The 14,994-nt window shown below is 60.5% G+C and carries 13 protein-coding genes; 4 read left to right on the forward strand and 9 right to left on the reverse strand.

Translation table 11 applies throughout. From position 1 onward, the window contains the following. Nucleotides 1-210 (forward strand): IS3 family transposase (locus AC1D29_RS29270; protein WP_477902269.1); only part of this gene is annotated, 210 nt, incomplete at its 5' end. On the opposite strand, the gene AC1D29_RS29275 is transcribed toward AC1D29_RS29270, so the two are convergent. Next, a complete protein-coding gene (locus AC1D29_RS29275) occupies nucleotides 192-674 on the reverse strand; it encodes a hypothetical protein (RefSeq protein ID WP_477904244.1) in 483 nt (160 codons plus the stop codon). The two genes, AC1D29_RS29270 and AC1D29_RS29275, sit on opposite strands and share 19 nt — an antisense overlap. Nucleotides 675-717: 43 nt before the next feature. Further along, nucleotides 718-1,902, reverse strand: coding sequence for a hypothetical protein (locus tag AC1D29_RS29280; protein ID WP_477904246.1), 1,185 nt, complete (start codon nucleotides 1,900-1,902; stop codon nucleotides 718-720). Nucleotides 1,903-2,354: 452 nt separating this feature from the next. On the opposite strand from AC1D29_RS29280, the gene AC1D29_RS29285 reads away from it, so the two are divergent. After that, nucleotides 2,355-2,549 (forward strand): hypothetical protein, encoded by a 195-nt coding sequence (locus AC1D29_RS29285; protein ID WP_477904248.1) that lies wholly within the window; start codon nucleotides 2,355-2,357, stop codon nucleotides 2,547-2,549. Between the two features lie 270 nt (nucleotides 2,550-2,819). Here AC1D29_RS29285 and AC1D29_RS29290 read toward each other — a convergent pair whose 3' ends face one another. Further along, complete coding sequence (locus AC1D29_RS29290) at nucleotides 2,820-4,733, reverse strand: hypothetical protein (protein WP_477904250.1); 1,914 nt, start codon at nucleotides 4,731-4,733, stop codon at nucleotides 2,820-2,822. A gap of 235 nt (nucleotides 4,734-4,968) precedes the next feature. On the opposite strand from AC1D29_RS29290, the gene AC1D29_RS29295 reads away from it, so the two are divergent. Continuing rightward, entirely contained in the window at nucleotides 4,969-6,507 is a 1,539-nt protein-coding gene (locus AC1D29_RS29295; protein ID WP_477904252.1) for a ComEC/Rec2 family competence protein, read from the forward strand. Between the two features lie 105 nt (nucleotides 6,508-6,612). Here the strand turns inward: AC1D29_RS29295 and AC1D29_RS29300 are convergent, their stop codons facing one another. The 6 genes from AC1D29_RS29300 to AC1D29_RS29325 all read right to left on the reverse strand — a co-directional run bounded on the left by AC1D29_RS29300 (nucleotide 6,613) and on the right by AC1D29_RS29325 (nucleotide 14,116). Continuing rightward, nucleotides 6,613-7,245, reverse strand: coding sequence for a glycoside hydrolase family 25 protein (locus AC1D29_RS29300; protein ID WP_477904254.1), 633 nt, complete (start codon nucleotides 7,243-7,245; stop codon nucleotides 6,613-6,615). Nucleotides 7,246-7,253: 8 nt separating this feature from the next. Further along, nucleotides 7,254-8,741, reverse strand: coding sequence for a hypothetical protein (locus tag AC1D29_RS29305; RefSeq protein WP_477904256.1), 1,488 nt, complete (start codon nucleotides 8,739-8,741; stop codon nucleotides 7,254-7,256). Further along, entirely contained in the window at nucleotides 8,738-9,022 is a 285-nt protein-coding gene (locus AC1D29_RS29310; protein WP_477904258.1) for a hypothetical protein, read from the reverse strand. Before AC1D29_RS29310 ends, AC1D29_RS29305 begins: the two co-directional genes overlap by 4 nt. A 112-nt stretch (nucleotides 9,023-9,134) precedes the next feature. Continuing rightward, the gene (locus AC1D29_RS29315; protein WP_477904260.1) at nucleotides 9,135-10,010 is read right to left on the reverse strand and encodes a hypothetical protein; all 876 of its coding nucleotides are present in this window, start codon (nucleotides 10,008-10,010) and stop codon (nucleotides 9,135-9,137) included. 591 nt (nucleotides 10,011-10,601) lie between these two features. Then, the gene (locus AC1D29_RS29320; RefSeq protein WP_477904262.1) at nucleotides 10,602-12,773 is read right to left on the reverse strand and encodes a hypothetical protein; all 2,172 of its coding nucleotides are present in this window, start codon (nucleotides 12,771-12,773) and stop codon (nucleotides 10,602-10,604) included. A gap of 71 nt (nucleotides 12,774-12,844) precedes the next feature. Next, nucleotides 12,845-14,116: a hypothetical protein gene (locus AC1D29_RS29325; protein WP_477904264.1), complete on the reverse strand. Its 1,272-nt coding sequence runs from the start codon at nucleotides 14,114-14,116 to the stop codon at nucleotides 12,845-12,847. Between the two features lie 677 nt (nucleotides 14,117-14,793). On the opposite strand from AC1D29_RS29325, the gene AC1D29_RS29330 reads away from it, so the two are divergent. Then, nucleotides 14,794-14,994: transposase (locus AC1D29_RS29330; protein ID WP_477903542.1), on the forward strand; the 201-nt coding region annotated here is incomplete at its 3' end.

Genomic DNA, 14,994 nt, shown 5'->3' on the forward strand with positions numbered 1-14,994 from the left:
TTGGCCGAGACCATCAACGGCCTCTACAAGGCCGAGGTGATCCATCGGCGCGGGCCGTGGAAGACCAAGCAGGCGGTGGAGCTGGCCACGCTGGAATGGGTGGCCTGGTTCAACCACCACCGATTGATGGAGCCGCTGGGCTACATCCCGCCGGCCGAGTTCGAGGCCAACTACCATCGACAACGCGCTGGTCAGGCCGCGACCGTCTGACTTAAACCAATAGGCCTCCGCGATTGCCGGGGCGGTTCATCCTCAACGTCCTCGTTCATCTCATGACGAGCGACGATGACGGTGCTCCGCGCAACGAGGGCGACAAAGAAGCGACGGCCTTGTCTTGGAAAATTGGTGTCCCAAACGTCGACCGCCACCGCGGCGGCCGCTGTCGTGAGGGCAAGTACGGTCCGGTTCTCGAGCAAGTCGTCGCTATGGCGGTTGTAGACATCGAGCTCGGCTCCAGCCAACGTTTTCAATTCTGGCTCAAGCTCTTCAGGGAGAAACAGCAGCAACAACTCTGCGTCGACACCTAGCGCGGTGGGCCAGGCCTCTTTGGCCACCTTGTGCGCAGCACCGTGTTGGGCCGAGATGTTCTCGCGCACCCAAGGCAGCATATCTGCCACCAGGGGAAACGTTTCCGATGCTGATTTCAGGTCGAAGGTGTGGGTGATGACAGGCATGATCGAAGCGGTAGTGAGTGACTTCAGGTATTGCCACGGGCATTTATCCGTCCAAGCAGATATCCTGCCCGTGGAAAGACCCAAGTACTTCGTACAAGGGCGCGCACATCGGGTCCATGCGGTCAGCGACCAGCAGCGCATGGGCGCTCCAAGCGTCAAATCGGGCGCGCCCCTCGGCTTGAGCTTCAGGGTGAGCCCGAAGCGCCTCAACGGTGGCCCGGATGTCTTCAGCAGCCCTGCGGCGCCGAGCGACCTCAGCAATCTCCTGCCGCACCTTCTCTCGCTGCGCCTCGATAGCCGCCAGGCGAGCAGCTTCCCTCGCCTGTGCGCGTCGCTCCTCTTCCGCTCGCTCCAGCGTGGCCGCTTTCAGGCGCTCTTCGAAAAGGAGCTGCATGTGCGCTCGAAAAGTTAGCTCCGCCCTTTTCAAAAGGGCCTCGACGATTGCCGGCAGCTGCTTTTCAAGCCGGCCTTCAGCGCCGTCCATCCACTCTTGAACGCCTTCAGGAGATTTCACGCTCCCGACGGTAAGCGTGGTCGCCATGACCTTCCTGCGCTCGCGACCTTGAAGTTCAGACGACGGCTCCACTACCCTGAGGTTCATCGTGACCGCCCCGAAATCAAGGTGAAGGACAAGTCGGTGCACGGTCCCGACGCCGCGAATCCACTCTTCCTCAGGCCGCACTTCGTGCTTACCGTAGAGCGGTGTCAGCGCCCTAGCCAAGCTGTTGAAGATGCGCAGCTGCCGCTGAAAAGCTGGCGTATCAAAAAGCGGCTTCTCCCAACCACCACTTTCAGCCTTCAGCCTGCGTCTAGCTTCGGCTGCCAGCACGCGACCCAATGCCGGGTCCGAGGTCTCCAGGTCTCGGCAGGCTGTTACCTTGCCGACCTGCTTGAGCGCAAACGACACTTGCTGGTCAACCTCCTCGGAGAACGCCGGCGGTTGCAGCGGGTCGCCAGCGACTGGTACGGCGTGAACGTACCGCCAGCGCTCCTCTCCTATCAACACTGCGTTGGCCTGGCCAGGCAACCGCATCGGAAGCGGCAGACGGCGACCTTCGCCACCTGCAGCCGCCCTTGCCCAGTACCCTGCCGGGGGCGCTGGAATCCGCGCTTTTTTGCAGTGCTTCCCGATGGCGACATCTGATACGCCGAACTGCTTGGCCAAGGTCGTGCGCGGCTGAGACCACACGAGTTCATGCAGCGCCTGGCGGGTCAGCGTCGTAGCCATCGAAACACTCCTTCCTATTCCAATGAAGGAGATCGTTTTAGCTCAGGCGATGGGACATCTCCATCTTGCTCAGCTGGGTCCTGACCGGAAACACGGCATCAGCGCCACGTGGAACTTCTCAGTTCTCACGAGAGGTACGGTGAAGTCTGAAAGGAAGCACCAGACCAGCAGACCTTCAGCTGAAGGCCTGAAAGGCTGAAAACCATGCTGAAGTGGACGTCATGGTGCGTGCAGGCGGAGCCACGGGACGGGCACCGGCAAGCTATTCGTCAGGAGGAGGCGTACCATCGACTCCGAGAGCAATCTCCCTGCTTTTCCTCCCTGAGCAGGAGCTTCGGCGCGATGACAGCGAAGAGGCTTTGCCGCCCCGGCCATGTGCCGGGGTTTTTCTTTCTGAGGACAGAGCCCCACCTCAGATGCCCTGGGGCGTGCACAGCGGCTATGAAGACGAAATGATCGCCTACGGGTACCAGCACGAAGGTCTCAACGACCTGCTGGAGACAGAGATCAAGTGTCAGAAGTCTGATGTCGGCGAAAAGATTAAGGCCATCACGTCCGGTGCCGACGCCGCGAGACGCCTGATCGAATTGGTCGCAGCCAGGGCGAGATTCCCCCTCGGGAAATCGTCGACAAATGGGTTCCGCTGAAGGGCCAGCCAAGAGCGGACAAATCAGCCGCCATGCGGGGAGACTTCGGCACCAGAACGGTTTCTTTCATGGCGCGCGGCACGCGATACCTAGCTGCCGTCTGGCAGGCGGGCATGGCCCCAGGGAGGCGGAGACGCACTCACCAAGACGAGCAAAATGATTGCAGAGGCCACCATCATGGATCTCTACAACGACCCAAAGGTTGTGCCTTCCATCGCGCTGAACCACCTGTACCCGGAGGATGCAGACGCCGACTGGTCGAACCTTTAACTAGATTCGCGGGCGCAGCTTGGCCTCGGGCACCGGCCGGGGTGACCCTCGCATGGGATCGACTGAAGAGGTCGGTCCATCCGAGGCAGGATGAGCGGCAGTAGCCTTGCGAACATCGCGCGCCACATCGAGCAATCGTTCGTAGATGCGCTTGCCTAGACCTGCCTGGCTGACCGGCAGTCCAGCGGCGTCGCGCTGGTCGACGAGGTTGCGCCCCTTCCATTCGTAAGCTCCCTTGCCATCGGGTCCCGAATTGAAGAAACGCTCGTAGTCCATCCCGGCCGCCTTCATCTTTGCGTGGGCGGAGAGCATGTGATTCAGCGTCTCAGAGACTGATGCGATGAGCAACCGCAGCCGGATGCGCTGATGGTTGTCCCAGTTCATCTTCGGCTCAGGTGTCCCGGAAACCACCAGCGCAGGGTTGCCAAAGCGTCGAACAAACTCCCTGCCTGCATCCCTACCGTAGTCTGCGAGCTGCTTTATCCGCTCACGAGGCATGTTGAGGTTGAGCCCTCCCTCGTTGGCTGTCAGTCGGATGACGGCGATGCGGTCGCGGTAGCCAGGCAGATGCGACAGGGCTTCGTGGTTCCAATCCTTGGCAACGTTGAGTAAAGCACCAAGGAAGCCAGCTATAGATCCAAATCCTGAATTACCAATCTCTCGTCGGTTGACCAGAATCCCACCACCGTTGCTGGTCGGCATGTAAACACGCGGCTGACATTCGTCCTCAGCTGTGCCCAGATCCAGGCCGAACGTTGGTCGAGCAGGCACTGGGCTGTCAAAGAAGTGGATAGGAAAGTTCGAGCTGACGCCACCGTCGGTGAACCAGCACCGCTTCGGGCATCCTTGCGGTGCGCCATCTCTGAAGTCAAACGAGTAGAGCGGCACGGCGCTTAGAAGAATGGGAAAGCTCAAGCTCATGCGCACCGCGACGACGACGGGAAGGTCGGCAGGCTCTGGCAAGCGGCAAAAGCCCTCGAAGTCAGCCTGAGCGAATCGGGGAGTCAATTCCTCCGCTGCGAGGGCTCGTTGGTGTGCGCACATCCAACGAACAAGATCGGCCGGGAAAAGCTTCTCAAACTCGTCGCGCCGGAAGTAGAACTGACGGTTCTCCTTGACCACCTCGTCATCGCGAAAAGGCAGCCTGAAGGGCCTACCCATCGTCAGGCAGGTCGTCATCACCTGCAGGTCCACGCCGCACTTCACCAAATCACCAAACGTTAGCGGCTTGCATCGGTCCAGAGGCATCGGGCGCGACCCTGAAATCGACGTCTCCCCGCTGAGCGTGTCATAGAACTCGGTCAGCCATACGGTTAGCGCCTCCCCTCTGGTTTGCTTGCCATTGGGCATGCCGGTGCAGATGCCGAAACCGTTGAGCGGCAGCCTGCGCACTAGAGTCAAGACGACCTGGCCGAGCGCGAACGTCGTCGCACAGATCAATCCAAGCGCCGCCGCCGAACCAAGCGCAAGCACGTTCCTCATCTCCCACGGAGTCGTCCAAAGCGCCACGCTGCCCAGCAAACCGCCTGCAATCGCAGCAACCCAGAACCTCAGCAGCAGACCTCCCCAGAGGCTCCAGACCAACCTGGCGCCCGACTTCCCCAAGAGACCTTTCGCCAACGAGAACACGCTGCCCAAGCCTGCGCTCGCCTGAAAGAACGCCTCCAGCTTGTTTGCCGCGCCCTTTGCTGGGCTTCCTAGAAGTGTCGGGAGCTCGGCCAACTCCTCGAAGTCCTTGTGGTCCTCGCTGAGCAGCCCGGCCTTGCGGCGCTGTCGGCCTACCTCTGCCGCCGCTGCTGCAGCGGCAGCAATCGCACCCGCGCTGGTTCCACCAATGCTGCGTAAGCGGAAGGCTTTCGCGATTTCCACGATGGCTAGGGGATAGACCACACCGCTCGTGATGCCGCCTTTCATGACGAGATCACACTCGTCAACGAACGCTTGCCTCCTGACTTGAACGGCGGGTGGCCCCGCCGTAGCTGCGCCAGCGTTTGTCATGGCCTGCTCCCTTTTCGACCTTGCCGAAATCTACAGCGTTGTTGTCTGGGCACCTACCAAGGACCTCATCCAACTTGACTAGCGTCCTTGTTCACAAACCAACAGCGTAGGCGCATGCTTTCGGCCTCCTGAGCAGCTCTACATGGCCTCTATGAACCGTCACTTTCAGCGCGACTATCCGAGCGATTGGGATGTGCCTTCCGCGGTTTATGCCCGTCTAGACCACGTGGAATTACCAACGCCTGGCGAGTGGACCGTTCTGCTGGCGTTCGACGCGGTGGACGCGCGGTGGTTTGCCACCCGCGCGATGACGGATACACGGTTCGACCTGGACCATCCTGATTCGGCCATAGCAGAGCAGGCAGCGAGACCCATCAAGCCTCTCTTGTCCGGCCAAGGTGTCAGCCTCTTTGACGATGCCCCTCTATTCCGAATCGAGGTCGAACATCCCATCGGGCAGGACCTCTTCGGCTATGGCACACCGGACTTCGTCGACACCGGACGCTCGGACACCGGCCTCGGAGCTCTGGAAGATGCTTGGTTCGCCTTCGACCTGGGGGCTGACCAGGTTGACGGTGCAAGTGCGGCAGCTGTCTATCCGACCCTCTTCGGCCAGGCCAGAAGCGCCTACCTCAAGGGAACGATGCCTTCAGTTCAGCAGGGCAAGGCGCTGTCGGGCATCTTTTCACTTCTCAGCTTGCCGAGCATCTCCACCCCTCAGTTGGAAAGCAAGCTTTCCGTCGCCAAGGCGGACTTGCTGGCGGTCTATGACGTAGGTCAGGGAAACAGCAACGCTCTGCTCGAGGAGAACCTGGGGCAAGCCGCGCCAACGCTCTATTTCGACCTCGGCGCTGGCGTCTATCGGAACCAGCACACCACACCACCAAATCTCGTGTTCTGCTTCACCTACACGCCTCCAATCGTGTTGTCGCACTGGGATGCCGACCATTGGGCCGGAGCGTTCGCGAGCTCGACGGGTGGTTCGAACCCGTACCCAGCACTTTTACAGGACTGGTACGCGCCGCTGCAGACCGTCGGGCCAGTACACGTCGCCTTTGCTCATCAGGTGATCGCCGCTGGTGGCTCGATGTCCACCTACACCGCCTCGGCAGGGACCGTGGGCACGGCGGGCCTTGGAGCCACCAGAGAGCTACGCTTCGTGCTGGGTTCAGGCACCGACAGGAACAACACCGGCATCGCTGTCGCGGTTGAGGACACCTCGCTCGGCCCCCCTCGCAGCTGGCTGCTCACAGGCGATTGTGACTACAAGTACTTCGTGCCGCACCTCAACCCTGAGCCGCCGGTTGGGCTTGTCGTCCCTCACCACGGAGCCGACTTAGCCAGTGGGGTGGCGGCCCCATCGCCGGTGGCTCTGCCAAACGGCTACTGCCGAGTTCTGTATTCGTTCGGCGCCGGGAACAAGCACGGAAGAAAGCAACACCCGACCGCCGCGGGTATGAACCTGCATGTCATGCCGGGTTGGAATCACGGCGCATGGACAGCCGCGGCACCCGGAGCGGGGGTTGCTGGAGGCGACGTATTGGCTACCGAGACGCACGGCGCTCTGGGAGCTTCTGGAACAAAGCTTGGAGGGTGCCTTGTCGGATGGGATCACGCGCCGGCTCCTGTTGCTGCGCCTTGCGGAGGTTCAGGGCCGGTCTACTGCACGATCTCGCCGATTCAAGCTTGAACGAGAACCAAGCAGTGCTTGTGCGGTCTCCCGGCGTGTAAGTCGGGGGGCCGGGGCCAGTCAGACTGCTTGGCCTAGAGGCTACTAATCGTCGTCTCCCGAGGGCTATGAGTTTCCCCAAAGCTTGCGAAGCTCGTCCTCTGTTCCGTTGAACCAATCTCGATCGCAGCGGCCGATGCCGGGCACATCGTGCGGCAGGTCTCCCGCTGCGCCATCGGTGTATTGCCACATGGTCCATCGACTCCAAACCTTTGGAATCAGCGGTGGCTGACCATAGCGAGCAAACCAGAGCCAGCAATTCGATAGCTCCGTTTGCGACGGCGAGGTGATGCCGGCTGCGGTTAGAGCCTCCTTGATGGTGTGGCCGGAGTACAGGCCCGGATAGCGGCCGGTGCGGGTGAATATGTGGTGCACGAACTGCTCCGCCTCCAGCAGCGACATGTCGTGCCCCTGAGGGTTGGATTCGAAATCCAGGACGAGCAAGGACGTGTCGCCAACGTTCGACAGGAAAAACTCGGCTTGCGCGACGGGGTCCCCGGCGGTTCCAAAATGATAGGCACCAAAGAGCAGGCCGGCGTTCTTCGCGCGCTTCGCATTGCCTGCAAACGTCGGGTCCTTAAACGAGAAGCCTTGAGTCGCCTTCTGAATGACCCCAAGAACTCCGGCATTGGCGACCTTTTCGAAGCTCGACACCTTGTTATGGTGCGAGATGTCGATGACTACGTTGAGCATGTTCATAGACTTCTCTACTTTCCGAAAGCGCCTGTGGACTCCGACGCAGAACCGAACTTCAGGCCTGCGAGCGCGAACGGAGAGTTGTTCCCGTTCTTTTGTCCGCCCTGGCCGCCGATAGTCAAAACCAGCCATAGGTCCTTGCTGACCATGAGTTCACCGCCAAGCGCTAGCTTGCGGGACGTTTCGGACCCGCCAGTGTCGAACTTGGCATGCTGGACGCTGAACTCTGCGCTCACGTTTCGCTTGTCGGAGCCGTACTTGTAGCCAATGCCCAGAAGGTCTCCGCGGCGAAGCTCAAACCCGCGTGCGTCCGTCGTGCTCGCCACCTCCTCCCGGTTGGTTCGCCTGTAGTGAAAGAGGGCCTGAGACCGGTTCTCCTTGGCCATCTCCGCCAAGTCCTTTCCCATGTCGTCGCCATCTAGGTTGAGGCTGTAGGTCGTCCACAGTCCCGCTGCACCCTTGTGAGTGCCGCCACCTCGGTTGTGAACTGCCTGCGCAAGGCCGGCGGTCCAGCGAGTGCTGTTCCAGGTCGCCGTCTTGAACTTCGTACGACAGTCGTCGTACGCATCGGATAGCCGCCTGGTGGCGGCAATCATCAGCGGCCCAGGCTTAGGACCCACCTTCTTCGCTACAGAGCCGCCAGCGGCCTCTCCATCGGCCGTCTTATCGGACTTCTGCTGCTCGTTCAAAGTCTCTTGAACCCAAGCAACCCCATCGGCCGAGTTGATGGTGAGCTCGTTCTTCACGGCTTTGTTGAAGCAGATGCTCAACGCTTCAGACAACCGAGGGTCCCCGTCATCGAAGAAGATGAACGAGGCACCTCCCGACAATCGCGTGATGTTGCCTCCACCAGTGACGTCTTGCTTGATCGCACCGAAGGAGAGCTGCGCATTCGAAAGAACGCGGACGTCGAGGTTTTCCTTGTAGGTCTTGAGGGTAGTCTTAGCACCAAACGCCAGCATGTACGGCGCGATGTCGAAGCCCACGCCCTTCCCTAACTTCTCCTTGTCCGACAGCCCTTGAACAAGCGAAACCGCCAAGTCTCGAGGAGCCTTCGGTTGCAGAATCGTCTCCGGCGTCGCGCCTAGGACTGAAAACGCCGGGGTCGTCGGAATTGACATGTCGACCAAGTAGTTCTTGTAGTCCGCGACCGCGGCAGCTCCCTTCTCGTTGAGCTTGTCCTGCACACCTTTGATTTGTTGGGCAAGAAATGGATTCGGCTGACCACCATCAGCCTCGCTTGCCTTTCCTTCCGGAGCTGCTGCGGCGATCTTGGGGCTAGTTCCCCCAGGCTTCGCCGCTGCATCGGCAGCGGCTCCTGCAGCGCTCGCCGTGCTGAGCTTCGCAGCTGGAATGGTGATTTGGAAACTGCCGTCCGGCAGCTTCTTTACCTCTGGCGGCTTTGCGAGCCCCGTAATGACCAAGGTCACATCTCCTTCCGCTGCAAGAGCTGTGGCGCCAAACAGGCCGACCATTGCGGCGATGAGTAGGCGCCTCATGGCTGCACCTGAATCTGGATGGAACTGACGAACGTAGCAGCCGCTGCCGCCTCGCTCAGAGTGGTAATCATTGGCGACGCCTGACCACCTTGGATGAGGAAGGAATCTGCTGAAAACTGGGCCGGGTTTGTGGACGCGCCGATGCCCCCGACGGCGACCACGAACCAACCGTCTCGGTCTACCCACTCCGCGGGCAATGGATGCAAATCGTCGACCTCGTCAGGGTCGTCAGCCGTCACGAAAGCGATCGCCTTAGAGAAGTTCAGGTCTGGCGGCACCATTGCTATGGTGTACGACGCGCGATTGGTAAACCCGATTACCACCCTCACTTGTGGTGTCGGTCCGCTCCTATGCAAGGTCATGACTGGAATTGCCACGGTTCGCTCCCCGGGGTTAAGAAATCTTTTGCTCGACAGTCGGCTTTACACTCTCGCCCGACTTCCCAAGCAGGTACGTCGCCGTGCTGGCGCCCACCAGCGCCGCCCAGCTCTTGTCGATATTGGCCACCGAACCGTAGGTAATGAGCTCGGCCCAGACGACATAAAGCACCAGGCCGTTTAGGATGGCCGACTGAACTCGATGAAGGGCAAAACCATCGCCATCCTCAAAGAAGTCACGGATAAAGCTAGAGGCGTTTGGATTGCTAGCCTCTTTGAACCGGTCTATCAACGCGCTAGCCCCTGTGCCGAGACCAGTTGCCGCGACCATGAAGGCAAGGCCGCCGTCGGCGACCGACGGCAAAACCCCGGTGTGAAACAACATCAGGATGATTGCTGCACTAGTCGTCAGCACCCAGCACGCCAGCACCAGCCTCGATAAGCTGTAGCTGAGCTCGCCACGCTTCCGGTCAGCCAAAGCTCTTGATGAGCGCCACACTATCGCGAGCAAAACCAAACAAAGCATCAGCGCGCCGAACCCGATCGCAGGGCTACCTCCGCCGATGCGTAAGGGAATCTTTTCAGGAGCCACCGCCACTTCGGCGTCACCTCCGCCAAAGCCAACCCAAACTGCCCGATCCGCGCCATCGCTCCACGCTCGTTGCAGCAACTCGTTCCAGTTGGATATCGAAGATGCCGGCCGATCAAGTCTGAATCGCACGAGCAGGCGTCCGCCCTCGATGAAGCGTCCAGTAGATGCAAGGCCTTGGATTGGAAGATGGTCCAAGAACAGGACGGGACCGCTGGTTGCACCGATGCACTTCGCAAGCTCGCTTCCGAGCTTCATGGACAAAGTGAGCTCTTGCCGCGGAGCCAAGGCAGTCTTGGTCACTCTCAGATCTACGTCGTCCACCGCACCTGCAGTGGCCTTTGCCGTCCGAAGAAGCAAAGTCTCCATCTGGCACCCTGACGGAACAAACGTACCTGCGGTCGGTGCAGATCCAGCTATGGACGGGGGCTTTAAGTCGTTCGCCGGCAAGGAGTCCTTAGGCTTGGTTGCACCGGCAGCAGCCGCGCCCTTCTTTTGTGCATCCAGGACAGCCTGGACATCGATCGCTTGCGCCCAGACCGAGCCTCCCACGGCAAGTGCGCAGATCAAGCCAATTGAGCGGAGGCAGAACATGGTCGTGCATCGTGGTGCCCGCTCTCAAACGCGTCATCCCAAATTTTGATGAGCGACCGACGGGAACTGTGGTTGCGGTTCTGTCACGTAGCGTCCGCTCGGACCACGAGCTAGTTTCAGGTCAACGTTGGCACCAGGAGTTATCACTACCGAGTACCGATCGACGCCGGCTATTCGAGAACCGCACTGACATACAGCGCCCGCGCGGCAGCACTAGCTTCGCGTGCGGCTCGCTCACCTGCAAACGCGGTGCGAGCATGGCGACTGCCGATGCCGCTTGATTCTCAGCGTGCGAATCGCCTAGAACGGCAGTGCTGGCTTGGCTTCGGTGCTGTCCAATGGACGAAGGAGAAAGGCTATGACCTCTTTGAGAGTCGCAGAGCAAGCCAAAGCCCGTGCAGCGCCAACGACTTCCTTCTCGTGTTGTTCTTCGAGCAGCAAACGTTGAAGCGCGATAGCCATCAGAAACTCGAGAGCTCCCTCCCCGGCCGGCTCATGAATTCTCTTGAGCATGCGAAGTAGGATGGCGCGCATCCGGCTACTCGCCGCGTTATCCATACGGTAGTCGAGCTCGGACGGGAACGCATTGCGCAGCAACGCCGCCTGGATCACGCCGTCGTTGAACCGCGCAAAGTTCTCAGGGTCGAGAAGCACGTGGCGAAAGCTCAACGAGCTCAGCCGCTTCTCAGCATCGACATCTTTGTCCTCTCGCGCCCTCTGCAGCAGCAGGCCGACAGTGCCGAGCACGCTTGCCTGATGAGCACCTGCCTTGTAGGGCTTTCCGGCCCAATAAGCGTAGCCTGGTCGGAGTTCTAAAGCATTCGCGGCCTGGTCGCCCCATGGCAGGAGAACGCTTGCCTCTATAGGCTCATTCTGACCAAGCAGCCCAGCGCGACGCTTGAGTGGCTCCGGAATCTGGGATGCATCGAAAGATGGATCGTAATATGTATGCGCTTCGTCGCTGAAGCTCCGCCCCAACTGCAGACCGATCGCGAGCCTCTTGTAAGCCGTGAATTCATGCTTCACCGGCTTGGCATGCTCAAGGTTCGGTCCGAGCGTCTTGGTCTCTTCTCTTGTCTCGGTGACCTGGATTCCCACGACGTAAAGACGAGGCCCATCGTGCAGGTCTCTAAGTGCTCGGCTCGTCTCAAGCAGCTGCGACCCCTTGCCTACTACGGCAGCGCACACTAAGACGCCGTCGGTCTTTGCGAGCCCCAGAGATTCAACTTCCGAAGCAGCGTTGACACGCAGCTCGAGCTTCGGGAACTGGTCAGCGCAGAGCTTCTGGATCAGCAACGCCAATTCACGCGACGCCGGATCGTCCTGGTGAAGGATGACCCGAGTTGCGGCACGAACACGCAGTCGCAGCTGACTCCTCAGCCAGTTCTGGAAGTCTGGGTCCTTGACCAAGGCATGTCCGTCGACGTAGAGCGCCCGCGGCGGCGCGGATGGAACCGGCGGACGGCGCCAGGCGTCGAAAACCCCTGCACCGGCCAAATCTCGAAGAATGTCCGTCTCAGCGGTCTTGTGGTGAACCTCTGAAAGAAGAATCTTCTTCGCGGGCTCCGGCTGAGGCAGGAAGTTTTCGCCGTCCATCAAAATGCAAAGCTGCGGCGGCCCCTTTGACTGAGTGCGCATTGGCCGCTCAATCGCAAAAAGGGCCCCGTCTTCGTACTGGGTGACCGGCAGCGCCGTAAGCAGCGTCACCACGTCCTCCGCGTTCGCCCGCTTTTCCTGTACCCAGCGCTGGTGCATCGACATGGATGTCGATGCTGAAATGACGCAGATGGCAGAGCGCGGTGGCGGACGATCGACCTTGGCGATGCCGCCATAGGAGTGAAAGCTCTCGACCGTCAGGTACGTTGGGACAGCCCGCCCCAACGAAATCAGCTCCTTCAATGCGTAGGCCACCGGCGCGATCGCCATGGTGTCGATGAACAGGTAGCGCAGCTCGGTCGTCAGATTCAGCCGCTTCGGCCCGAGCTTACGCAACAAGGCAAAGCCCACGAACCCGACAGCTGCGGAGCTGCTCAAGGCAATGTCCGGCTTCAGAAAAAACTCTTCGCGCTTGCCGGAGGGCTTCTGATACGCATATCCGGCCGGAGCTGACAGCACGACCGTCTCCGCCTTGAACAGCGACGCAAGCCCTGTCGCGAGCACGTCTTGCAGCTGACTCTTTAGCAGGTCGGCAAATGCCTTAGCAAGGCTTCGGTCGGCAGTCTCCAGGCGCCGCACAGTCAGCCTTCCGGACTTGACGTCGAACGCCGCCGTCAGCAGGCTTGCGCGCCCGCGGAAACGCATCCACTCGTTCTTGGCGCTATCCCCTGTCAGCGCAAGCTCTAGCTCATCCGACTGATCTACGTGGACTATTGCAACGACATCGGGCTGAACCGGCCGCTTTGACAGTGATAAGAGCAGTTCATCTACAGCCCCCTCAACCATAGGCCCCGGCGGCTTGTAGACGACGGCCATCTGCGGACAGTACGCGTTGTCTCTCTCCAGAGCGTGCTGGAAGACGAAAAATGCATTGGCGCCTAGCATCGTCAACTCACCCTGAAGCAGACGGTATAGCCGGTACCGGCGATCAGAGGTGCCGATTGGCCCTTGGGGCGCCTTGGCTTAGGCACGAAGTCCGACTGAGCAACTCCGGTCGAAAAGTCCTGGTACAGGCTCATGCGGCCAGTCCGCAGGGTCATGAACGCATTGAGCTTTCCCATCGCGCTAACCGCCGTCGACAGGCCTACACCAGCGCTTTGAACCGACTTGGTAGTGGCATGTTTTTCGAAGCATTCGCGTACGGCGGCGAGCTCATCACCCACAGCGAAGTCCGCGTAGCTACGTGCACCGCTCTTTCTCGAAAGCCATCTCAGCCCCATGCCTGGGCCGGTGTCAAAAACGCTCAACTCGATGAAGCGGATGGGCTTGGCCGTGCCAGCGATTTTGGGCACATCTTCCGGGCCCAGCTGAGCTCTGGTCCGCCCCCCCACCACGGCGGACTTTGTGAGATAACTCTTAAGCGGCACATCGTCACCGGCAAGATCAACTAACTCCTTCGGGTGGTTCACCGAGGTCAGCTTGACGGAGATCCCTCGAACGCCTGCCTGGTATCGCTTTCCCGACACGTCGTATGCGCCATGCTGGTCCGTGTTTAAAAACAGTTGATAGACGAGCGAGCTGAGCAGGCCCAGCTGAACGGCGTCCAGCTGGTTGACGAGCCCGCCGCCCATCGTTTGAAGAAGGTTCTTGAGGAGCTCTAGGAAATCGGAAATGCCTCGCACCGAGTCCGCCGCGCTCTTGGAATAGAGGGTGTTGAGAAACTCGCTGCGTGCGCCGGCGAAGCAGACCAACGCCACAGCTTGACCTCGAACTGTTGAGCGCAGGTCACCCCCGTCCATCGCCTGCACCATAGGCGCTACAGCCTGCAGAGCCTCAAAGCGGCTTTGAGCAATCTGGCCAGACTCCACCCTTTCGGCAAAGTAAAGGGCTGTCATACCAGGCAAGGTTCTGGCGAAGCGATTCTGCGTGTCTACCGACGTGCCGTAGGGACGCGCCAAATGGATGACCCTGTGGGTCTGACCCTGAGCCCAGGTGGCAATAGCCTGTACTGCCTGGGGCGCTGCCCCGAGTGCACCACCGTGACTAAGCTTCACCGGCATCCAAAGAGGCTGCTCCCCTCCTTGTTCCAATGAAACGAGGAACTCGTCGATATGCGCCGGCAGTGCGTTTGTCGGGAACTTCAGCACGGTGTTCTGGCCCGCTTCAATAGAGCCGCCGGCAAAGGCGACCAGCAACTCGTGTTGGAGCCACAGCCCCAACAGGCCGTCCTACCCACTCCAAGCTCGTTCCACGTTACCACGCCACCATCCGCGGCCTCCCCAACCGCGGGCGGCCTAGCTAGGTCCAGGCTGTTGTGAAACGCGAGGCCGCGCAAAGGGCCCTTTTAGCGCGACGCACCCTCACGCTCAGAGCCCGTCCCGGGCGGCAGTCACCGCCTGGTATCGCTCGTCTATCGCTTGCGCGAACTCTGCAAAGCTCAGCCCCAGCGCCTCGTGCGGCCCTCTGCAAATACTGTACATTCATACAGCCATTTCGCAAGACTTCTGCATGCCGTCTCGCTCGGGCGACTGCGTCGCAGCGATTCCTGCCGCTCAGCTTGTGCACTCCGACAGGCCGCCCGCTCTCGGCCCACAACATTCGATCGCGAACGGCCGAATTTGGCTCCGTCTGACAGGCTCGCCCATACCGAGCGGGCCGGCGACCGATCGCCACAGAGACAGCAGCCGCAAGTGCGCGCCGTCGCATGCCTCGTCATCCTCGCCGGCGTGTGCGCCTGTGACCTGCGAAACTGGCCATAGAGAGTCAGGCAGCCAAAAATCAGCACCTAGCTGTGCGACATATCAAGTGCCGCGTCTAACGCGCTCAAGCCGTGGCACCTATCCGATATTGAACCGCCCCGGGTTTCGAGGAGGCTCCAACTCAAGAGAATAGAGCTATGAGGAAGTCCACGAAGTTTTCGCCTGAGGTCCGTGAGCGCGCCGTGCGCATGGTGCTGGAGCACCGCGCTGAGCACCCGTCGCAGTGGGCCGCCATCGAGTCCATCGCCGGCAAGATCGGCTGCGTACCGCAGACGCTGCACACCTGGGTTCGCCAGCACGAGGTCGACGCCGGCCAGCTCGAAGGCGCCTCGACCGCC

Source organism: Roseateles sp. P1_C6, assembly GCF_056406315.1.